The sequence below is a fragment of the Campylobacter sp. BCW_6464 genome (assembly GCF_001762775.1).
Classification (GTDB): Bacteria; Campylobacterota; Campylobacteria; order Campylobacterales; family Campylobacteraceae; genus Campylobacter_D; species Campylobacter_D jejuni.
Window position 1 is genome coordinate 1 of record NZ_MJXM01000058.1, and the last position, 20,743, is coordinate 20,743.

The following is a 20,743-nucleotide window of genomic DNA, read 5'->3' on the forward strand; positions in this document are numbered from 1 at the left end:
GTAGAAGTATTACTTATATCTGCTTGTTTATATTTTAGAGTATAAATAGAGTTTTTAAATTCACTTGATATATCATAATTAGGAGAACTTGTTTTACTACTTATACTAAAATTAGTGTTATTGCTAGTATTTGTTGTATTAGTAGAATTTAATACTTCACTTCTTGCTAGAGTTTGTGAATTTGCATTTTGAATTTCATTTAACTTACTAGCATTTTGTTTTAAAAAAGCATTAGCAAAACTTATTTTAGAATTTTCTTTACTTTCTTTATTAGCTTTTGCTTGTGAAAGTATAGAATTATAGTTTGAGTTATCATTGATGCTAAAGATACTCATATTAATTCCTTGATTTAGATTTTTCTGCCTTCAATCTAAATATATTAAAATAATATAAGCAAGATCTGTTCCGTTTTGGGGTGGAGTTATTTTTCTAAATAAATTTTTAAAGCCCTTTCATAGTCTTCTTTAGTATCAATCCCCATGCTTGTTGTTGAAATTTCAAGCATTTTGATTTTTTTACCATTTTCTATAGCTCTTAATTGCTCTAACTTTTCCGCTCTTTCAAGTGCAGAACTCGATAAAGAACAAAACTCTCTTAAAGCTTTGACACTATAAGCGTAAATGCCTAAATGCCCTTTAAAACTTTCCTCGTAATTTTCTCTTTCATAAGGAATTTTAGCTCTTGAAAAATACAAAGCATACCCTTCTTTATCGCAAAGCACTTTAACCAGATTAGGATCCATAGCTTCTTCTTGAGTGATTTTTTTATAACAACTCGCCATAAAAGCTTTTTTATCCAAGCAAGAACTTGCAAATTCTTTAAATTTTAATAAATTTTCACATTCTATAAAAGGCTCATCAGCTTGGACATTGATAATAATCTCATCATCTTTTAAAGCTAGTTTCTTACAAGCTTCATTAATCCTATCCGTACCGCTTTCATGATCTTTGCTTGTTAAAACCGCATTTAGACCATATTCTTTAGCGATACTTAAAACCTTTTCATCGTCTAAAGCTATACAAACTTCATCCACGCTACTTACTCTTCTTGCAGTAGCTACAAACATAGGCACTCCACCTATATCGCATAAAATTTTTTCATGAAAACGACTTGATTTTAATCTTGCAGGAATAATAATCATTTTTGCATCCAATCTAAAATTTCTTTTTTTATATTTTTGGCTTCAAATACCTTTTCATCGCTATTTTTCAAGTCAAATAAAGCCAAAATTTCATCTTTAACTTGGACATTAAACTCTTTAGCTATAAATTTTAAATCTTCTTTTTCATTCTTAGAATCCCTATCATATAAAGCTTTTATCATACTTGGAGTAAATTTTGTCCATTCTGCTGTCGAAGTGATAATGCTAGGTTTTAAAGGATCAAGCATTTTAAAACAAGTTGCGGTATGCGGATCGATTAAAATTTTACTTTGTTTGATAAATTGCATACATTCTTCATCGGTGCAAAAATCTGCTTCAAAATCTTCTTGCAAACTTTGTAATTCTTCTTTTTCAAGTTTAAAATATCTCTCATTTTTTAACAAATTCATCAGTTCTTTAGTTCTTTTATCTTTAAATTTCGCAAACAAAAGTCTTTCAATATTAGATGAAATAAGTATATCCATAGCTGGAGAAATAGTCTTCTTAAGACTTTTTTCACGCAAATCATAAACGCCCTGATTAAAAAATTCACTCAAAATATTATTCGCATTTGAAACGATTTTGATTTTTGAAATTTTAGCCCCCATTTTTTTAGCATAAAAAGCTCCTAAAGCATTGCCAAAATTTCCACTTGGAACGATAATTTGTACTTCTTCTAAAAACTCATTAAAAAGTTTTAAACTCGCATAATAATGATAAATAATCTGAAATAAAATACGCCCAAAATTTACAGAATTTGCTGCGCAAAGCTCATAATTTAAAGCTTTAATTTCATTTTGAAAATCTTTTGAAAAAAGCAATTCTTTTAAAGTGCGCTGCGCTGCGTCAAAATCCTCATCTATAGCAAAAACTTTCAAATTATCCTTATCTAAAGCTCGCATTTGCAACTCTTGAACTCCACTTGTGCCACCTTTTGGATACATACAAGCTACTTTAACATTTTTTGCATTTTCAAAGCTTTTTAGGGTTGCAGGTCCTGTATCGCCACTTGTAGCACAAATAATTAAAATATTTTTATCCTTTGAAAATTCACTTAAAAGCACGCCAAAAGGCTGTAAAGCCATATCTTTAAAAGCTCTTGTAGGCCCATGCCAAAGCTCGTTAATATAGGTTTTTTCAGCGATTTTTTGCAAAGAAATAGGTGTATTTTTATCATCAAAGCTTTCGTAACTTTTCAAAGCCTTTTTAAAAAGCTCTTCTTCGCCAAAACCAAAACTTTCTATAAGCTTTAAAGCAAAATCTTTATAAGACAAATTGGCATATTTTTCTCCTTCAAAAATAGGCAAATTTAAAGGTGAGTAAAGCCCTCCTTCTGGGGCGTTTGGGTTGATCAAAGCTTCCTTAAAACTTGATACATTATTTACATTTCTACTCTCGACTAATTTCATTGCTCAAACTCCTTGATGTAAGTTTTTATTTTTTCCCTTAATGAATCTTTTAATTCTATATTTAATTCTATAATTTGACATTTAAAACCAAAATCTTTAACTTTAACAAAATCCTTAAAAGTAAGCATTAGTGTATCGCAATTATATTTTTTTAGCAAATTTTCTAATTCTTCTTTTTTAAACTCATAATGATCTTTAAAAAAATAACAAGCCCTTGCTTTGATAAAATGCTCATGCAATCTAAAAGGTTTAGCAATAGCAGTTACCAAAACAGCCTTTGGATTTTCTTTTACAAAAGAATAGCGCACAAAATCCCTGCCTTCTAATGCAATAAAATCAGCCCTTTTTTCATAAAATTTTGGCAAACGATAAGCTCCACTTGGCAAGGTAAAATTAAAATAAGGTTTGATTTTGCTTTCAAGTAAAATATCAAATTTTTTAATATGAAATTTAGAAAAAGCATCATCAAGTACAACGATTTTAGCTCCCAATTCAAAAGCTTTTTCAATACCTTTTACTCTATCTTCGCTCACAATCACACCTTTGATATTTTCTTCAAAAGCATACTCCATAGCTTCATCGCCACTTTGTGTTAAGGTGCATAAAATTTCATTTTGATTTTTAACAACAAACAAACCTTTAGACTTTCTTTTATAGCCCCTAAGTACTATAAAAACGCCATCAAATTCCCTTGCTATAGCTTTACAAAGCGGGGTTTTTCCATTACCTCCAAAACTTAAATTACCAACGCTAATAACAGGCTTTTTAAAAACTATTTTTTTACGAAAAAAAGTATTTAAAATCGCAAAAAAAGCATAAAGCACACTTAAGGGAAAAAGTACAAAAGCAAGGCATTTTTGCCAAAAATTGGGCTTAAAAAAATAATTATCAAGCCAAAGTTCATAATTTTTTTCTTCACTCATTGTTTAAATTTCCAAAATTTCAGGCATTTTTCCCTTAAAAGCATTTTTTTGCATGCGATTTTTTAGCATAGCAATCAAAGAAGGATCAAGCGTTCTTAAAAGTTTTTCATCATTAGTTTCTAAGGCTTTTAAACCTTCATCGATTTTTACATAAGAAAAACCCAAATCCGCCTCATCGCTTTGATTTTCCCAAAGATCCGCACTTGGAGCTTTTTTGATAAAATTTTCATGCAAGTTAAGGTATTTTGCTAAAGCATAAATTTCACTTTTATAAAGCGATCCTATAGGATTAAAAGCACAAGCTAAATCCCCATAAATCGTACCATAACCCAAAAGTAATTCGCTTTTATTAGAAGTGCCTATGACTAAAGAATTTTTCAAAGCAGAATAATCATAAAGCAAACTCATTCTAATACGAGCTGCAAAATTTCCTAACGATACTAGAGTAGTATTTTCACTTTGTTTTATAAAAGCATCTAAAATGCTTTGAATTTCTATGATTTTATATTCAAGATTTAAATCCGCACAAAGCCTTAAAGCATCTTCAAGATTGGCTTTGTTTGAAATTTGAGTTGGCATTAAAAGAGCAAAAACATTCTCTTTTAAAGCTCTTTTACAAAGCGTTGCTACCAAAGCAGAATCAATCCCGCCACTAAGCCCCAAAACCACACCTTGACTTTGAGAATTTTTCACTTTTTCTTGTATAAAATCACACATTTTTTCCGTAATCTTTTGCCAATCCATAAAGCTTGCCTTTTAAAAATTTAATGTATAATTATATTTATTTAAGGCAAATTTTTCATTAAAGAGGTAAAAAATGCAAATTATCAAACAAGCTTGTGGAGCTTATGAAACAAATTGTTATATTTTATTTGGTGAGCATGGAGAAATTATCATTGATCCTGGTTTTGATGCACTAAATTTCATCAAAAAACATGTAAAAAATCCTTTAGCGATTTTAAACACTCACGGACATTATGATCATATTTGGGATAATGCCAAGGTTAAAAAAGAATACAACATCCCCATTTATATTCACAAAAATGATGCTTTTATGCTACATGATGATTTCAATCAAGGCTATGATTCTAGCGATGCGGATTTTTTAGTAGATAATGAAGATATTTTAAATATTTACGGAGTTGATTTTAAATTTCACTTTTTACCAGGACATACACCAGGTTGCACCATGATAGAAATTGTAGGTAAAAATATCATGTTTAGTGGAGATTTTTTATTTTATAGAAGCATAGGAAGATGGGATTTTCCTTATTCAGATGCAAATTTAATGAAACAAAGCTTAGAAAAAGTTATGACTTACAAAGAAGATTTTAAACTTTTGCCAGGACATGGACAAGAGACTACTTTAAAGGAAGAGCAAGTCCATTTACCCTCTTGGCTTAGATACTTTTAAGGTATATTAAAATGGAATTAGATCAAATTTTATTATATGCTTTTATTTTTTTAAATCTTTTTGCCCTTTTTGGTTTATTTTTGGGAAATAAAAAGAAAAATCAATTTAACGATAAAAAATTTTATAAAATCTGCCCATGTAAAAAAATGGCAGAAAATGGATCTTTAAGTACGATTTGTATTTATTCAGCTGTGGGAGGATTTTTTTACAGCGTATTATCTATAGGTTTTGTAGGTTTTGGCAATTGGATTTTAAATTTTATTTTTTTACTTGCATTATTAAGTGTTTTTTTAGGATGGAAATTAAAACTTGATTGAAAAATATTTTTAAGAAAAATCCATTGATTTTTCTTAATTTTTATTTAAAAGTTGCACCACCATCAACGATGAAAGTATGTCCTGTTACCCAACTTGCCTTACTTGAACAAAGAAAAAGACATGCTCCAGCCAAATCTTCAGGCTGTCCCATGCGATTTAAAGGGCTTAAATTTATAGTAGCCTGTTTTACTTCTTCATAATTTGTAAAAGCTCTTAAAGCATCAGTTTCAATAGGCCCACCACTTACGACATTTACACGGATATTTTTTTCTCCAAGTTCAGTAGCCGCATATCTTGCCATAGCTTCTACGGCGGCTTTTGCTGTACCATGACCTGAATAATTTTCTATATACACTAAATTTCCTGTAGATGAGATAGAAATAATACTTCCACCCCCTACTTTTTCCATCCTTTTAGCTGCTTCTTGTGCACCCACAACAAAAGCATTAACTGTGGCTGTAAAGATGTTATTAATTCCTTTTGGTTTTAATTTCATAAATTTAGTATAACCACCTACAACCGCACGTCCTGAAATGATAGCATTTGAGATAAAATAATCCACCCTATCAAAATCCACATCAATTTTTTCAAAAAGTTCTTTATAAGTTTCAGGTTCTAAGATATTAAATTCATAAGCTCTAGCTTTGATTTTATAATTTTTCTCCAAATCTTGCACCATTTCATCAGCAATTTGCGCATTAGAATTATAAGTAAAAGCTATATTTGCACCCACTTTAGCAAATTCATAAACTATAGCTTTGCCTATCCCGCGAGTTCCACCGCTGATTACTAAAGTTTTTCCTTGAAATTCTGTATTCATTAAAATCCTTTGATCTTATATTTTTTCATCACTTCTTCAATTTTAGCAAAATTTTCCTTACTTGGAGGACAAAGAGGAAGTCTAAACTCCAAACTTTCTATCAATCCAGCTATATACATAGCCGTTTTAATAGGAATAGGATTACTTTCGCAAAATAAAATTTTATTGATATTATAAAGCTCATCATTGATTTTTTTAGCTTCTTTATAATTTTCATCTAAAGCAAAATGAGTTAAAGCACTAATCATATCGGGTAATAAATTTGAAGTTACTGAAATCACTCCCTTTCCACCATTTGAAAGTATAGGATAATTGATCGCATCTTCTCCCGAAATAAGCATCATTCTAGGTTCGTGTGCAAGCAAATCCACACACTTATCGATATTTCCACTCGCTTCTTTTACTCCATAAATATTTTCACAATCTCTAAAAAGCTTGATAGTAGTATCTGTTGAAATTTCACAACCTGTTCTTGCTGGAACATTATATAAAAGCACAGGAATATCTACACTTTGCGCAATAGCCTTATAATGCTCGTAAAGTCCTTGTTGTGTAGGTTTATTATAATACGGTGCCACACTTAAAATCCCATCAGCACCATGTTCTTTAGCAAATTTAGCCAAACCCACTGCCTCATGAGTTGCATTACTTCCCGCACCTGCTAAAACCTTAACCTTAGTTCCTTTGCAAGTCTCAACGGCTATCTCTATACAAGTTCTATGTTCTTCATGAGTTAAAGTTGCACTTTCTCCTGTTGTTCCTACTGGAACTACTGCATCGATGCCATTTTCTATTTGTCTTTTAATCAATCTTGCATAACTTTGCTCATCAACTTTTCCATTTTTAAACGGTGTAATAAGGGCCGTCATTGCCCCAATAATAATATTTTTATCCATTTGAATCCTTTCTTAGAATTACCGTAGTTGAATTTTCTTGAATAAAATATTTTTTAGCACAAGAAATCAAATCTTTTAATTCCAAATTTTGTATATCTTTCTCATAATTTAACAAAGGATCGATATCCCCTCTTGCTAGATATGAACCATAAATATTTGCCACTGCACTAGCATTGTTAAGTGAGAAAATAAAATCACTTTTGACATTATTTTTCACTCTTTGCAAATCTTTTTGAGAAATTTTACCCATTTTAAGTTTATCAATGATTTTTAAAAGCTCTTTTTCTACTTTTTCTGCATTAACATTGGGGTTACAATTACAAATAAAAATAAATAAATTTTCATCTATACAATCATTAACATAAGCATAATAATCATTGATTAAATTTAATTTATCAATCAAAATTTCACTCATTAAAGAACTTTTTCCACTTCCTAAAAGCTCGGATAAAGCATTTAAAGCAGGTATATCTTTGTGCTTGAAATTTGGAATTTTATAAGCAAGGGCTAATAGTTCAGTATCTGAGTTTTTATGCAAATATATTCTTTTTGCTCCATCTTGCTTAGGCTCTTTTGTGTGAATTTTAGGTATAGTCTTAGTATTTTTAATCTTTTCAAAATGTTTTTTTGAAAGCTCAAAAACTTCTTTACTTTCTATATCGCCACTTACAAGTAAAATCGCATTTTTAGGTTGATAGTAAATACTGTGAAATTCTTTAATATCTTCAATGCTCCAATTTTCTATATCCTTAAAAAAACCTATAGGAGTCCAATGATAAGGATGATACATAAATGCGTGATTGAAAAGTCTAAAATAAAGATATCCCAAAGGATTATTATCTGTTCTCCATCTACGCTCTTCTAAAACCACTGCTCTTTCAGGCTGAAATTCTTCATCTTTTAAATTTAAATTCGCCATAAGTTCCGCAAAAAGCTCTAAAGCTTTATCTAAATTTTTCTTCGCACATTTAATATAATAATGAGTATAGTCAAAACCTGTGCTTGCATTATCCACACCACCAAAACCCTTAACAATCTCATCAAATTCGCCAGCTTTTAAATTTTTAGTACTTTTAAAATTTAAATGTTCTAACATATGAGCTATGCCACTTTTTCCCATGATCTCATTTCTTGAACCCACCTTATAAAAAATATCAACGCTAATCACATCGCTATTTTTATTTACAGGCAAAGCATAAATTTCAAGCTTGTTTTTTAATTGAATTTTTTCATAAGCAATCATTTTAAATTTACCCCAACAGCTTCGCTAATGTGTAAAAAACCATCTTTTCTCAAAAGCTCTATAAGATTTTGATTGATATTTTTTACCAAAGAAGGACCTTTAAAAATCAAAGCTGTATAAACTTGCACCAAATTAGCCCCATTTTTAATACGCTCATAAGCAATATCAGCACTATCAATCCCTCCACTTGCAATAAGCAAGGTTTTGCCAAAAAGAATTTTAGCTACTTCTTTGAAAAAAATACCACTTTTTTCTGTAATCAGCCTTCCGCTAATACCACCAAAAGTACGATTATTATCTAGCAAGCTATAATCAACACTAGTATTGGCTAATATAAACCCATCTGCACCTTTTTTAATGGCATTTTCACATAAATTTAAAGCATCATCTATTTTCATATCAGGAGCAATTTTTATCAAAATAGGCTTAGAAGTGATTTTTTTGGCTTCTTCAAGCAAGGTATTTAAAAAATCATCATTTTGCAACTCTCTTAAATTTTTAGTATTAGGAGATGAGATATTAACGATAAAATAATCACACAAATCCTTAAAATCTCTAAACAAAGTAAAATAATCCTCCAAGGCTTTGTCATTTGGAGTGATTTTATTTTTCCCTATATTTACCCCTAAAGGCAAAACAAAAGGATAAGTTTTTGCGAGTCTTAAAGCAATCTTTTCAGCACCTTCGTTGTTAAAACCCATAGCATTTTGTATACTTTCTTGTTTTACAAGTCTAAATAGGCGTGGCTTTTCATTGCCTTCTTGAGGTTTTGGAGTAAAAGTTCCCACTTCCAAAAAGCCAAATCCTAAAGCACTCAAAGGTCTTATCATAGTGGCATTTTTATCAAAGCCTCCTGCTAAACCTACAGGATTATTAAAATCAAGTCCAAGTAAATTTTGCCTTAAACTTTCATCATCAACTATATATTTGTGTGCTAAAAAACTTAAAGCTCCTGGAAAACTAGCACTTAAAGCCCTTAAGCTATATTCAACCAAAGCATGTGCATGCTCAGGGTTTAACTTAAAAAGTAAAGGTTTTATCATTTCATAAGCCATTTTTTAATCCTTTTTGAAATTCTAACTAAAATTAACTAAAGCTAGGCTTTGTTTTTTCTTTGCTTTTAAATTTTTGATACAAAGAACAAGTTTGCAAAAGCTCTTCATCTTTACCTATTGCCAATACCTTGCCCTTATCCAATACTACTATTTTATCTGCATTTTCTATAGTGCTTAAACGATGTGCAACCACTAAAATCAATCTGTCTTGTTTTAAGTTTTCTATAGTTTTAACTATTGCTTTTTCACTTTCATTATCCAAAGCTGAAGTTGCTTCATCAAAAATAAGCACATCAGGATTTTTATATAAAGCTCTAGCGATTGCTATTCTTTGTTTTTGCCCTCCACTTAAGTTCTTACCATGTTCTTTCACTTCAGCCCAAATCCCGCCCATTTCTTTAACAAATTCATAGGCATTGGCCAATTTTAAAGCTTGGATGACTTTTTCTTCTTCTAACTCTTCGCTATAAGCAATATTTGCAGCAAAACTATCATTAAAAAGATAAATATTTTGCGTTACAAGTCCTATTTTAGCATGTAAGCTTTCTATGGTAAAAGTGCTAATATCTTCTTGATTGAGTAAAATTTTACCTTTTTGTTTTTCATAAAAATACATCAAAAGATTAATAATAGAAGATTTACCACCCCCACTTGTCCCTACAAGAGCAAGCATTTGCCCTTTAACAAAATCAAAATTTACGCCTTTTAAAACACTTTTATGCGGGTTTTCATAAGCAAATTCAACATTTTCAAAGCTAATTTTTTCAATGTTTTTTAATTCTTTGCTTCCACCTTTAATTTGAGGTTCTAAATCCAATAAATAAAAAGTTCTTTCACTTGCCGCAACAGCACCTTGAAGTTTTCCATATAAAGACGAAAGACGCTTTAAAGGAGTATATATCGCAAAAAGTGCCGAAACAAAACTGATAAAACTTCCCACACTCATAGAACCATTGATAACCTCTCTACCCCCTACAATAATCACCACAGCAACCCCAACAGAGCCCATCATATCCATTAAAGGACTTGTAAGTGCATCAATACGTGCGGATTTTAGGTTTAATTTACACAAAGTATCATTATGCTTAGCAAATTTATCACTTTCTTTTTTTTCATTATCATTAGCTTTGATCAATTCAATATTTGAAAAAATTTCACCCAAATAAGAAAGTAAATCCGAATTTGTTTCTTGTATATTTCTTGCATATTTTTTAAGTTTTTTAGCAAACCATACCAAAGGAAAAATAGCTAAAGGCAAAATCACTAAAGCAAAAAAAGCCAAAGTAGGACTTTGATACAAGACTACTGCAAGCAGTCCTATAGCAGTTAAAAGCTCTCTAAAAAAATCAGGAATAATGTTTGATACTATGCTTTGAAGTGCATTAATATCATTAGTACAACGACTTACAAGCTCTCCGCTTCTATAGCGTTTAAAAAAATCCATATCCAAGCGTAAAATATTTTTTAAAACCCTAGCACGCAATACTCTTAACATATCTGTTCCTATAAAGGAAACATAAAAACTTTGCAAATAAGTTCCAAGATTTTTAAAAAAATACATCAATACTAGCAAAAAAGGCACTGTATAAAGTAAAGCTTCATTTTTTTCAACGAAAATATAATTTAAAATAGGCTCTAAAGCATAAAAACTTCCAGCAGTTCCTCCGCTTGCTAAAATCATACCAAAAATAGCTATAGCAAATTGCTTCCAATATCTTTTATAAAAGGGCTTAAAGCGTATTAAAACCTCTTTTAAATTCATCTCATTATGCATTTATTTTCTCCCAAATTGTTCCATTTGGAGTATCTAAAAGAGTGATTTTTTTATTACTTAGTTGTTCCCTTATTGCATCAGCTGTGTTAAAATCTTTGTTTTTCTTAGCCTCAGTTCGTTCTAAAATTAACTTTTCAATTTCTTCTCGTTCTTCTTTGCCTACACCCCATTGAAAATATAAAGTTGTATCCATAAAACCAAAGCCAAAAATTTTAGCTAGCTCACTTAAAGCTTTTTTGATATTTTGTTTTAAAATTTTATTTTTGCTTTCTTTATCCAACTCTAAATTTGCATTACTTATAAAATCATCCAAAAGAGCTAAGGCTTTAGAAATATTTAAATCATCATTTAAAATCTCTAAAATTTGCTTAGCAATTTCGCTTTTTATTTCAATATCATTTAAAACATCAAAATCAGAAATTTCACCTAAATCCAATCTTTTTTTAAGGCGATAAAATTTATCTAAACGTTTTTTAGCATTTTCTAAATCCGATAAAGAATAATTAAAATGAGATCTATAATGAGAACTCAAAAGATAAAATCTTAGAGCCTCGCCCATAAATTCTTTTAAAGCATCTTTTATGAAAAAACTATTATTTAAACTTTTACTCATTTTTTCACCATCGATTTTTACAAAACCATTGTGAAGCCAAATATTTGCTAATTTTCTCTTACATCCACAACGACATTGCGCAGCCTCATTTTCATGATGAGGAAAAAGCAAATCTATCCCTCCAGCATGTATATCAAGAGTATTTTCAAAAATAGAATCAATCATAGCAACACATTCAGTATGCCAACCCGGACGCCCTTTGCCAAATTCACTTTCGTAAAAATTTTCATCAAATTTCCAAAGCACAAAATCGCTTTCATTTCTTTTTTGCACTTCATTACTTAAACGAGAGATATTTTCTTCTAAATTGCGATTTGATAGGCTTAAATATTTTTCATCTTTACTTGTATCAAAATAAATTCCATCTTCTAGAGTATAAACAAACCCATCCTTGGCAAGCTTTTTAATCAAATCAAGCATAGCTGTTATATAATGCGTTGCACGAGGCTTAAAATCGGGATCTAATACATTTAAAGCCCTCATATTCTCTTCATAACTTTTGATGTAAAATTCCGTAATTTCCTCTAAAGTTTGACCACTTTGAGCCATTTTTTTTAAGATTTTATCATCAATATCTGTGTAATTTCTAGCAAATTTTACCCTATTGCCCTGAGCAAGTAAAACCCTACGCAAAAGATCAAAGCAAACACTACTTCTTGCATGTCCTAAATGTGCATCATCATAAACCGTAGGTCCGCATAAGTAAATACTAATATCTTTTTTATCAAGTTTTATTTTCTCTTTTACTACACTGTCTAACAATCTCATTAAAAAACTCCTTTAAAACTTGTAAAAATTCCTATAAAAAAACTTAAAATATAAGGTTTGATCAAAATAAGTAAGATTGTAAAAACAATCAAAGCAACTATAACCAATAAGCAAATTTTAATAGATATTAAAGCAAAAAATTTCTTAAAACCAAATTCTTTGATATTAGCTCCAAGCAAATAAAAAGCACTAATAGAGCTTGAAAGTGCTACTGCAACAACCTTTAAACTTTCATCTTTAATCAAAAATATAAAAGCCATAGAACATAAAGCACTGATAATTAAAGATTTTACCGCGATCCAAGCTGCTGTTTTTTGTTTAAATTTTGCATAAAGCCACAAAGAAAAAAGCTTTTGCAAACCAAAAGGTAAAAGCCCTATAAGATAAGCAATCAAAACATAAGCCGTAATCACACTATCTTCGTGAGTGAAATTTCCTCTTTCAAATAAAAGCTTTGAAATTTCCAAAGCAAACACAGAACCTACAATACTAGAAACAATAAGCAAAATACTTAAAAGCGCTAATGCTCTTTGCATAAATTTTAAAGCTAAATTTTCTTGATCACTTTTTAAATGTTTTAAAATTTTTGGAAAAGAAACTTGAGTTAAAGCGATAGCAAAAAGTGCAAGGGGGAGTTGGAAGACACGATTTGCATAATAAAGATAAGAAATACTCCCGCTCACTAAAAAACTAGCTATGGTTGTATCAAGCAATGAGCTAAATTGAGTCGCAGAAGAACCTAAAACTCCATGAAAAAAATTGCCATAAAAACCTTGTAATTGCGCCTTGGCTTTTTTAAATTTTATACTTAAAGCCATAGCACGGATTACAGGATTGTTTTTTAAAACAAGCAAATGTAAAATAAGCTGTGCCACCCCACTTAAAACCGTTGCATAAGAAAAATAATAAAGTGTATTTTGCGGTGCATTTTTATCCACAAAAAAGGCAGCTATAACAATACTTAAGTTAAATAATGCCGCAGAAAAAGAGGTAATGAAAAATTTTTGTCTATAATTTAAAATAGCTCCTAAAAAAGTAACTAAAAAAATAAAAAACAAATACCAAAAATTAATCGCTACCAAAGGAGCTGCTAAAGCTATAGTATCTGCGTTAAATCCAAAAGCAAAAAGCTTGGTAAAAAAAGAGGAGAAAAAACTTACCAAAAGACAAAATAAAAAAACTATAAGGCTAAATTGCATCATTACACTAACGCAAAAAGCTCCTTTTTTTTTCGCTTTTACAAAATTAGGCAAAAAACTTTGTCCAAAAGCTCCTTCTGCAAAAATTCTTCTAAAAAAAGCAGGCATTTTTAAAGCCACAAAAAAAATATCACTATAAAGCCCTGCTCCTAAAAAAAGCGCTATTAAAACATCTCTAGCAAGCCCTAAAATTCTTGAAAATAAAATTCCTAAAGCATTGATAATAAAATTTTTAAATACTAAACTCTTCATTAAATTTTTTCATAAATTTCAAAATATAAAGAGAACTATTTTAACTAAAATTGATTAAAAATTGACTATAATTACATTCTTAATTTTTTACAAGGGGAAAGTTTTGGCTTTGGATGAAAAAATTATTGCCTATACAGAAAATCCAGCTCGAGAGCTTTTAAGCGTAGCTTCACGAACAAACCTTAGCTTAAATGAGCTTGATTTTAGTTTATTGGCATTTTCTACACAATATCGTTTTGGAGATTTAGAATGGGAAAAAATCTCTGAAAAAGAATTAACTCTTTTTGATAAAGATGAAATTTTTTTAAAAAATGATCTCCAAATCAAGCAAGAATACAAAATAGAAATTTTCCACGGTATAAACCAAAGCAAAGCATCTCAAGCAGTCAAACTAGTTGCGAATAAAAATTTAACCAAAATAATTGCTCAAATTGATTTTACAAATTTAGACTTTCATGAAAAACTAGCACTAGAACTTTTGCAAAATATTTATAAAAAGATGTTGAAACTTAAATTTTTAATAGGTATCCGCATTTTTGATTTTAAGAAAAATTTAATGTCTTTTTGCAATCAACATAAAAACACCCCTTTAAATAAAACTATACAAATCACCGTTGCACAAGGTATTGATCCTATAGAAAGTCAAGATGAATCCCTGATCTTGACTTATAAAGAAAAAACCAAAAACTACACTATCGATGAAAAACGCTCAGGTATTATTGTTGTTGATGAAAATGAAGTTGTTTTAAAACACGCCAAATTTAAACAAGGTAAAGAAGGAAAAGACTTAAATTTACACACCTTAAAAGTTTTAGCCACAAATGAAAATAAAGTTAAATTTTCTTGTTCTTCGGCTTTTAAACAAGTAGAGCAAGATGGATACACAGAATATATAGCTTTAAAAAAAGGTTATGTAGTACAAGATGGTGAAAAATTTGATATTGCCAATGAACTAGATTTTAATGGGGTAGATTTTAAAAATATAGGGATTATAAGAGCTGGACTAGACAAAAATGTCAAAATCAATATAAAATTTCTTTCAGAAGTAAAAGATGCTGTAAATTCTGGTGTTGGGATAGAATGTGAAGAATTAAATGTAGTCGGAAGCGTAGGAAGCAACACTCAACTTAATGCCACCAAAATGAAAATTGAAGGCACTACACACTCTAAAGCCAAAATTCAAGCCAAACAAGCCTATATAAAAACTCATAGAGGATTTGCGGAAGCCGAAATTTTAAATATAGATTTGCTCGAAGGTGGAACAATCAAAGCCAAAGAAGTGAGAATTAAAAAAAGTTTAGGCGGAAATATACAAGCTGATAAAATCTATATAGAAAATTTAGAAAGTAATAATTCTTGTGTGTTTTTTGAAAACACCACAATAGAACGCATTAACGGGGGTAACAATAAATTTCATGCTAAAATTAAAACTCTTGATAAAAATTATGATGAAGAATTTGCGATTTTAGGAGAGCAAATTTCTAAGTTAAATCATAAAATAAATAAAATAAGACAATACATTTTATCAAGTAAAAATGGAATTTTAAGCGTTGAAAAAAAGATAACAGAACTTAAAAATCAAGGTCAAAATGTTCCTGTACAATACGAAAAAGCCCTAAAAGATTTCTCTTTACAAAATCTTGAATTAAATAAACTACAAAATGAAGAAAAAGAACTTCTTGAACGCAAAAAATCTTTACAATTAGAATTAATCAATTTACAAAAAATGCTTTTTGAAGCAACTTTTATAAATAAAAGTGGCAAATGGACTGATATGAATGAGATCAAATTTTCACTTCTAGAGCCTAAAGAAGATATTTTTTACTCTTCATTTGTTAATGAAAGTGCTAAATTTATAGGCATTAAAAAAGTCATACAAAACAACCAAGAAAGTATAGAAATACATAAAAAATTAGATTATGAAGAAAAGGATATAGCATGGTTGTCGGCATCGAAGGAATAATCACAAAAAAAGAACCTACTTTTATCATTGTTAAATGCGCTAGTGGTTTAAGCTATGGGATATTTATTTCGCTTTTTTGTTCTGCTAAAATTCAAACTCAAGAAAAGCATGAGTTTTTTATTACTCAAATCATCAAAGAAGATTCTAATAAATTTTATGGTTTCTTGGATAAGGACGAGCAAAAAATGTTTGAAATGCTTTTAAAAGTCAATGGAGTGGGTGCAAATACTGCTATGGCAGTATGCTCTAGTCTTGATGTAAATTCTTTTTACAGAGCATTAAGTTTAGGCGATGAAAGTGTGCTTAAAAAAGTACCTGGCATAGGTCCAAAAAGTGCAAAACGCATTATAGTAGAACTTTCTGACACAAAAACCAAACTTGAAAATGTAAGCGATGATAAAAGCGAAGCCTTAGCCGCACTTCTTACTCTAGGCTTTAAACAAGAAAAAATCATAAGTGTTTTAGCAAGTGCTCAAGCAACAAGCACAAGCGAACTCATCAAAGAAGCTCTTAAAAAACTAGGATAAAGGAATAAAATGAAATTTGCAATACTTTTTGGCGGAAATTCTTATGAACATGAGATCAGTATAGTAAGTGCTGTGGTACTTAAAAAAGTTATCAATCAAAATTTAGAATTTATTTTTTGCGATGAAAAAAGAAGGTTTTATCATATCCCAAGTGAAAAAATAAATTCTAAAACTTTTAGCACCAAAGCTTATAAAAAAGAAAAAGAACTCTTCATCAAACAAGGAGGTTTTTTTAGCAAAGGTTTTTTAAAAGAAAATAAACTAGAGTGCGAATGCGTGATCAATCTTATCCATGGTAGAGATGGAGAAGATGGAAAAATTGCAGCTTTATTTGAGTTTTATTCTATTAAATTTATAGGACCTAGGCTTGAAGCTAGTGTATTATCTTTTAACAAAGAACTTACCAAACTTTATGCCAAAAGCGTTGGAGTAAAAACACTTGATTATACCATGCTAAGAAAAAATCAAAACTCTAAAGAAAAGCTTAGTTTTCCTTGCATTATCAAACCTGCAAGACTTGGAAGTAGTATAGGTATTAGCATAGTAAAAGATGAAAAAGATTTAGAATACGCCAAAGATGTAGGTTTTGAATTTGATAATGATCTTGTAGTAGAAGAATTTAAAAACAATATCAAAGAATACAATCTTGCAGGATGCATGATCAATGATGAGTTTGTTTTTTCTATCATAGAAGAGCCAAAGAAAAAAGAATTTTTAGACTTTGAACAAAAATATCTTAGCTTTTCAGGACACAATGAGCTTATAGAAGCAGATTTAAGCGAAGAATTAAAAGAAAAACTCAAAGATAGCTTTAAAAAGATTTACAATCCTTTGTTTAAAGGTGCTTTAATACGCTGCGATTTTTTTATACTGGATAATGAAGTATATTTAAATGAAATCAACCCAAATCCTGGTTCTTTGGCTAATTATCTTTTTAAAGATTTTAATACCACTTTAAACGCTTTAGCTGATCAAATTTCACTTGAAAAAATGATAAAAATCAACTACAACTTCCTTCACTCCATCAACGGACAAAAAGGAAAATTATAAGCTTTTAAGTCAAAATACGCTAAATTATACATAAAATTTAGCGTATTTTAGGAAGAAAAATGCTCTCTTTTAAACAAGATGAAATTTACACTGCCACTGAAGTGGTAAGAAATTTTAGCCCCATTATGGAAAAACTTAAAAAAAGTGAAAGTGGAAAAATAGTTATTTTAAAAAATAACAAATTTGAAGCTGTAATGCTTAGTATGAAAGAATTTGAACGCTTACAAAACGCCATGCAACTTTTAGAAAATATCTACAAAAATCAAAAGGCTTAAAATGGCTCAAACTCAACTTTCTTATAAAAACAAAACTTATCAAATTTCTTATGAAATTTTAGGTGATCTTTCCTTACCGCAAATACTTATCTTACACGGCTGGGGAGCTAATAAAGAACTTATGAAGCAAAGTTTTTGTCCTTTTTTAAAAGATTTTTGTCAAATTTATATGGATTTAGCAGGTTTTGGAAATTCAAGTGTGGAAGAAATTTTAAACACTCAAGATTATGCCAATATCACAGAACTTTTTTTAAAACAAAAAAAACTCAATATCTGTTTTTTCATGGGGCATTCTTTTGGTGGAAAAGTAAGCACCCTGCTCGCAAAAGAAAAAGACATCCTAATCTTACTTTCAAGTGCGGGAATTTTGGCTAAAAAATCCCTAAAAGTGCGTTTTAAAATCCGTATTTTTAAAATTTTAAAACTCTTTGGTTTGGGGAAATTTTATCGCTATTTTGCTAGTAAAGATGGAGCAAATCTTAGTCCTATGATGTATGAAACCTTTAAAAAGGTTGTTGATGAGGATTTTAGTGAAATTTTTGCCAAGCAAAAGGCTAAAAGTTTGATTTTTTGGGGAAAAAGCGATGAAGCTACGCCTTTATATTGTGGCGAGAAAATGCATCAATTTTTAAAAAATAGCACTTTTTATCCTTTAGAGGGGGATCATTTTTTCTTTTTAAAACATTCTGCTTTCATAGCTCAAAAAATTAAGGAAATTTAAATGCTTATCAATACTCTTTATTTTATCAATTCTTTATTTTTTAATTTTTGTATAGCTTTTTATCTTATGAGTGCTTTACAATGGTATTCTTATAAATTTAAGCGCGTGTTTTTTCATTATCATAAACCTTTGTGGCATTTGTATTTTTTATTTATTCCTTATTTTTTATTCTTAGCTTTTCCTTTATACTCTTTGGCATATTTTGCATTGATCCATACTTCGATTTTGTACTTTTGGAACAAAGGTATAGATAAAAAGCTTGTTTTTACAAGCAAGGTCAAATGGTTTTTTGTTTTTGTTTTTGTTTATAATGCTATTTTTGCTATCCTTGCTTTGCGTTTTTCTTTTCTTTTTAATCTTTTTAGTCTTCCTTTTGCTTTATTGAGTCTTAAAATTTATGAGTTTTTTACAAATTTATATTATAAAAAACAAGCCAAAGCCAAACTAAGAGCCAATGAAAATTTAAAAATCATACTCATTACCGCAAGTTTTGGAAAAACAAGTATTAAAAATTTTCTATACGAACTTTTAAAAGATAACTTTAAAAGCTACAAAACACCACGCTCTGTCAATACCTTGCTAGGTATAATTGCTGATATCAATACCAATTTAAGCCAAGATACTCAAATTTACATAGCTGAAGCAGGTGCTAGACTTAAAGGCGATATTGATGAAATCACTCGTTTTTTACAACCTCACATCAGCATAGTAGGAGAGATAGGCAATGCACATTTAGAGTATTTTAAAAGTGTTGAAAATATCCGCTCAACCAAACTTGAAGCCTTAAATTCCAAAAGATTAGAAAAGGCTTTTTTACACTCTAGCACCCAAAAAGAAGAAGATAAACTCATCAGCCTTTATGATGATAAATTAAATCTTATTCATTCAAGTCTTGAAGGTTTAGAATTTAAAGTCGATATAGAAAATAAATCCTATGATTTTAAAAGTCAAATTTTAGGGGATTTTAACGCGCAAAATCTTTGTGTTTGTATACTTTGTGCTCATTATCTTGGTATAAAACTAGAAAAAATTCAAAAGCAAGTTTTAAATATAAACTCCGTAGAACATCGCTTGCAAGTGCTTTCAAGAGAGCCTAAATTTATCATAGATGATGGTTTTAATGGAAATTTTAAAGGTATGAGCACAAGCTATGAACTTTGTAAAAGCTATAAAGGACGCAAAGTTTTAGTAAGTCCTGGTATAGTAGAAGTAAGCGAAGAAGAAAATATAAAACTTGCTAAAATCATCAATGAGTGTTTTGATCTTGCTATCATTAGCGCACAAATCAATGCTGAAATTTTCAAAAAAGAGTTAAAAATAAAAACCATTATACTTAAAGAAAAAAGCCAGCTAGTTCAAACTCTAGCTAAAGAAACAAAAAACGGAGATTTAATACTCTTTTCAAACGATGCGCCTAGTTTTATGTGATTCGTATAAGTATTTGCAAATGTCATCATTTTCAATTTGACTTCGTGCAAATACTTCCTAAACCCTAGTTTGTCCTATAAGATTATTAAGTCTATCCATTATAGAATTAACATAAGAATTGATACTTTCACTACTTGCTTTCCAGCCGTTAGCCTTTGCTTGATTAAACTGATTATCAAACCAAGCTCCACCATTGCCTATGTATATATTTTGCCATTTAGCTCCTGTTTCCATTGCGTATATACTCGCATCAAGCCAGCCATCTTGTGCATAGCCTTTTAATAAACTTGCAAAATCAACCTTGCCCGTCATAATGTCGTCTAAGGAAACACTAAAAGAAGGATTTGCTTTCATTTCTAGCTCAAGTTTTGCTTCACGAACTTTTGCTTCAGGACTCAAAACAACTTGATTTGGAGATGGAAAAGGTGGATAGGATTTTAAAAAGCTCATAAATAAAGCTTCCTTAGAATAACTTCCATCTTCATTTTGTGGATAAACTGACATATCAGGATTAAATTCACCTTCATTTGAAGGTCCTTGCTCCATACTTTGTGGAGAAAAGTCAAGTTTCATAAGGTTCATACCCAAATTCATAGTAGAATACTTAATCGCTTGTGCTTCGTGAAATTGTTCCGCATTAAATATATTTTTTACAATTTTTTCTTTGTTTTCATTACGACCATAATTTAGTCCTTTTGGTAATTGCTCTAAATCAGCTTCGCTAAAACTTGTTTTATTATTTGGAAATGCACTGATTACTTGATTAAAACTATTATAATGGGATTTAACAATAGAAGCCATATCAAAACTATCATAATAGTTTCCACTGGTTTCACTAGCCATACCATTTTGATTAAATCTTTCTATCTCATCCAAAGTAGATTTATGTATCTTAAAATCTTCAGGTAATCCTGCAGCTTTGTTAAAATCACTTCCCATATAGCCATCTTTATCT

At 29.9% G+C, this 20,743-nt stretch carries 20 protein-coding genes and 1 pseudogene; 8 read left to right on the plus strand and 13 right to left on the minus strand.

The genetic code is table 11. The features are described 5' to 3' along the window. From AJ885_RS07200 to AJ885_RS07220, 5 genes and pseudogenes are all read right to left on the minus strand, one after another. A pseudogene (locus AJ885_RS07200) lies at positions 1–335 on the minus strand (hypothetical protein); the annotation flags it as partial. Between the two features lie 86 nt (positions 336–421). Then, a complete protein-coding gene (gene kdsB / locus AJ885_RS07205; protein WP_002856736.1) occupies positions 422–1,141 on the minus strand; it encodes a 3-deoxy-manno-octulosonate cytidylyltransferase in 720 nt (239 codons plus the stop codon). Further along, positions 1,138–2,550, minus strand: a complete 1,413-nt coding sequence (gene thrC / locus AJ885_RS07210) for a threonine synthase (protein WP_002881151.1) — start codon at positions 2,548–2,550, stop codon at positions 1,138–1,140. Before thrC ends, kdsB begins: the two co-directional genes overlap by 4 nt. Then, the gene (locus AJ885_RS07215) at positions 2,547–3,473 is read right to left on the minus strand and encodes a tetraacyldisaccharide 4'-kinase (protein WP_070281003.1); all 927 of its coding nucleotides are present in this window, start codon (positions 3,471–3,473) and stop codon (positions 2,547–2,549) included. Before AJ885_RS07215 ends, thrC begins: the two co-directional genes overlap by 4 nt. A gap of 3 nt (positions 3,474–3,476) precedes the next feature. Beyond that, positions 3,477–4,217: an NAD+ synthase gene (locus AJ885_RS07220; protein WP_002881149.1), complete on the minus strand. Its 741-nt coding sequence runs from the start codon at positions 4,215–4,217 to the stop codon at positions 3,477–3,479. 73 nt (positions 4,218–4,290) lie between these two features. Between AJ885_RS07220 and AJ885_RS07225 the strand changes: the two genes are divergently transcribed. Together AJ885_RS07225 and AJ885_RS07230 are read left to right on the plus strand one after the other, a co-directional pair. Next, entirely contained in the window at positions 4,291–4,887 is a 597-nt protein-coding gene (locus AJ885_RS07225; RefSeq protein WP_002881148.1) for an MBL fold metallo-hydrolase, read from the plus strand. A gap of 11 nt (positions 4,888–4,898) precedes the next feature. Further along, complete coding sequence (locus AJ885_RS07230) at positions 4,899–5,204, plus strand: hypothetical protein (protein ID WP_002861448.1); 306 nt, start codon at positions 4,899–4,901, stop codon at positions 5,202–5,204. Positions 5,205–5,244: 40 nt separating this feature from the next. Here AJ885_RS07230 and AJ885_RS07235 read toward each other — a convergent pair whose 3' ends face one another. From AJ885_RS07235 to murJ, 7 genes are read right to left on the minus strand one after another with little or no spacing between them, the layout of a single operon-like run. After that, positions 5,245–6,024 carry an enoyl-ACP reductase gene (locus AJ885_RS07235; protein ID WP_070209743.1) on the minus strand — a complete coding sequence of 260 codons (780 nt, stop codon included), beginning with the start codon at positions 6,022–6,024 and terminating at the stop codon, positions 5,245–5,247. Then, a complete protein-coding gene (dapA, locus tag AJ885_RS07240; protein ID WP_002881147.1) occupies positions 6,024–6,920 on the minus strand; it encodes a 4-hydroxy-tetrahydrodipicolinate synthase in 897 nt (298 codons plus the stop codon). The genes AJ885_RS07235 and dapA overlap by 1 nt, the downstream gene beginning before the upstream one ends. Further along, positions 6,913–8,163 (minus strand): M16 family metallopeptidase, encoded by a 1,251-nt coding sequence (locus AJ885_RS07245; RefSeq protein ID WP_002881146.1) that lies wholly within the window; start codon positions 8,161–8,163, stop codon positions 6,913–6,915. The genes dapA and AJ885_RS07245 overlap by 8 nt, the downstream gene beginning before the upstream one ends. After that, a complete protein-coding gene (locus AJ885_RS07250; protein WP_002872967.1) occupies positions 8,160–9,218 on the minus strand; it encodes a quinone-dependent dihydroorotate dehydrogenase in 1,059 nt (352 codons plus the stop codon). Before AJ885_RS07250 ends, AJ885_RS07245 begins: the two co-directional genes overlap by 4 nt. A 31-nt stretch (positions 9,219–9,249) precedes the next feature. Beyond that, complete coding sequence (locus AJ885_RS07255; RefSeq protein WP_002881145.1) at positions 9,250–10,992, minus strand: ABC transporter ATP-binding protein; 1,743 nt, start codon at positions 10,990–10,992, stop codon at positions 9,250–9,252. Next, positions 10,985–12,373, minus strand: a complete 1,389-nt coding sequence (cysS, locus tag AJ885_RS07260) for a cysteine--tRNA ligase (protein ID WP_002881144.1) — start codon at positions 12,371–12,373, stop codon at positions 10,985–10,987. The genes AJ885_RS07255 and cysS overlap by 8 nt, the downstream gene beginning before the upstream one ends. After that, a complete protein-coding gene (murJ, locus tag AJ885_RS07265; RefSeq protein ID WP_002881143.1) occupies positions 12,373–13,824 on the minus strand; it encodes a murein biosynthesis integral membrane protein MurJ in 1,452 nt (483 codons plus the stop codon). Before murJ ends, cysS begins: the two co-directional genes overlap by 1 nt. 103 nt (positions 13,825–13,927) lie before the next feature. Here murJ and AJ885_RS07270 point away from each other — a divergent pair, with 103 nt between their 5' ends. The 6 genes from AJ885_RS07270 to AJ885_RS07295 are packed head-to-tail and all read left to right on the plus strand — an operon-like array spanning position 13,928 to position 19,788. Then, entirely contained in the window at positions 13,928–15,787 is a 1,860-nt protein-coding gene (locus tag AJ885_RS07270) for a flagellar assembly protein A (protein ID WP_002881142.1), read from the plus strand. Next, positions 15,763–16,314 carry a Holliday junction branch migration protein RuvA gene (gene ruvA / locus AJ885_RS07275; RefSeq protein WP_002881140.1) on the plus strand — a complete coding sequence of 184 codons (552 nt, stop codon included), beginning with the start codon at positions 15,763–15,765 and terminating at the stop codon, positions 16,312–16,314. Before AJ885_RS07270 ends, ruvA begins: the two co-directional genes overlap by 25 nt. Positions 16,315–16,323: 9 nt before the next feature. Further along, positions 16,324–17,364, plus strand: coding sequence for a D-alanine--D-alanine ligase (locus AJ885_RS07280; RefSeq protein ID WP_002881138.1), 1,041 nt, complete (start codon positions 16,324–16,326; stop codon positions 17,362–17,364). 59 nt (positions 17,365–17,423) lie between these two features. After that, on the plus strand, positions 17,424–17,639 hold the full coding sequence (locus tag AJ885_RS07285; RefSeq protein ID WP_002852622.1) for a type II toxin-antitoxin system Phd/YefM family antitoxin: 216 nt from the start codon (positions 17,424–17,426) through the stop codon (positions 17,637–17,639). A gap of 1 nt (position 17,640) precedes the next feature. Further along, the gene (locus AJ885_RS07290) at positions 17,641–18,360 is read left to right on the plus strand and encodes an alpha/beta fold hydrolase (RefSeq protein ID WP_002881137.1); all 720 of its coding nucleotides are present in this window, start codon (positions 17,641–17,643) and stop codon (positions 18,358–18,360) included. Continuing rightward, positions 18,361–19,788: a Mur ligase family protein gene (locus tag AJ885_RS07295; RefSeq protein WP_002881136.1), complete on the plus strand. Its 1,428-nt coding sequence runs from the start codon at positions 18,361–18,363 to the stop codon at positions 19,786–19,788. It begins immediately after the preceding gene. Positions 19,789–19,845: 57 nt separating this feature from the next. On the opposite strand, the gene AJ885_RS07300 is transcribed toward AJ885_RS07295, so the two are convergent. Further along, positions 19,846–20,743, minus strand: an 898-nt coding sequence (locus AJ885_RS07300) for a Cj0814 family flagellar-dependent secreted protein (RefSeq protein WP_070281005.1), incomplete at its 5' end; no start/stop codon positions are given.

Coding starts and splice junctions, on each gene's coding strand:
- AJ885_RS07245 (WP_002881146.1), bottom strand. CDS start 8,163: ATGATTGCTTATGAAAAAATTCAATTAAAAAACAAGCTTGAAATTTAT.
- AJ885_RS07285 (WP_002852622.1), top strand. CDS start 17,424: ATGCTCTCTTTTAAACAAGATGAAATTTACACTGCCACTGAAGTGGTA.
- AJ885_RS07250 (WP_002872967.1), bottom strand. CDS start 9,218: ATGGCTTATGAAATGATAAAACCTTTACTTTTTAAGTTAAACCCTGAG.
- murJ (WP_002881143.1), bottom strand. CDS start 13,824: ATGAAGAGTTTAGTATTTAAAAATTTTATTATCAATGCTTTAGGAATT.
- AJ885_RS07230 (WP_002861448.1), top strand. CDS start 4,899: ATGGAATTAGATCAAATTTTATTATATGCTTTTATTTTTTTAAATCTT.
- AJ885_RS07215 (WP_070281003.1), bottom strand. CDS start 3,473: ATGAGTGAAGAAAAAAATTATGAACTTTGGCTTGATAATTATTTTTTT.
- AJ885_RS07280 (WP_002881138.1), top strand. CDS start 16,324: ATGAAATTTGCAATACTTTTTGGCGGAAATTCTTATGAACATGAGATC.
- AJ885_RS07225 (WP_002881148.1), top strand. CDS start 4,291: ATGCAAATTATCAAACAAGCTTGTGGAGCTTATGAAACAAATTGTTAT.
- kdsB (WP_002856736.1), bottom strand. CDS start 1,141: ATGATTATTATTCCTGCAAGATTAAAATCAAGTCGTTTTCATGAAAAA.
- AJ885_RS07290 (WP_002881137.1), top strand. CDS start 17,641: ATGGCTCAAACTCAACTTTCTTATAAAAACAAAACTTATCAAATTTCT.
- ruvA (WP_002881140.1), top strand. CDS start 15,763: ATGGTTGTCGGCATCGAAGGAATAATCACAAAAAAAGAACCTACTTTT.
- thrC (WP_002881151.1), bottom strand. CDS start 2,550: ATGAAATTAGTCGAGAGTAGAAATGTAAATAATGTATCAAGTTTTAAG.
- cysS (WP_002881144.1), bottom strand. CDS start 12,373: ATGAGATTGTTAGACAGTGTAGTAAAAGAGAAAATAAAACTTGATAAA.
- AJ885_RS07220 (WP_002881149.1), bottom strand. CDS start 4,217: ATGGATTGGCAAAAGATTACGGAAAAAATGTGTGATTTTATACAAGAA.
- AJ885_RS07235 (WP_070209743.1), bottom strand. CDS start 6,024: ATGAATACAGAATTTCAAGGAAAAACTTTAGTAATCAGCGGTGGAACT.
- AJ885_RS07295 (WP_002881136.1), top strand. CDS start 18,361: ATGCTTATCAATACTCTTTATTTTATCAATTCTTTATTTTTTAATTTT.
- AJ885_RS07255 (WP_002881145.1), bottom strand. CDS start 10,992: ATGCATAATGAGATGAATTTAAAAGAGGTTTTAATACGCTTTAAGCCC.
- dapA (WP_002881147.1), bottom strand. CDS start 6,920: ATGGATAAAAATATTATTATTGGGGCAATGACGGCCCTTATTACACCG.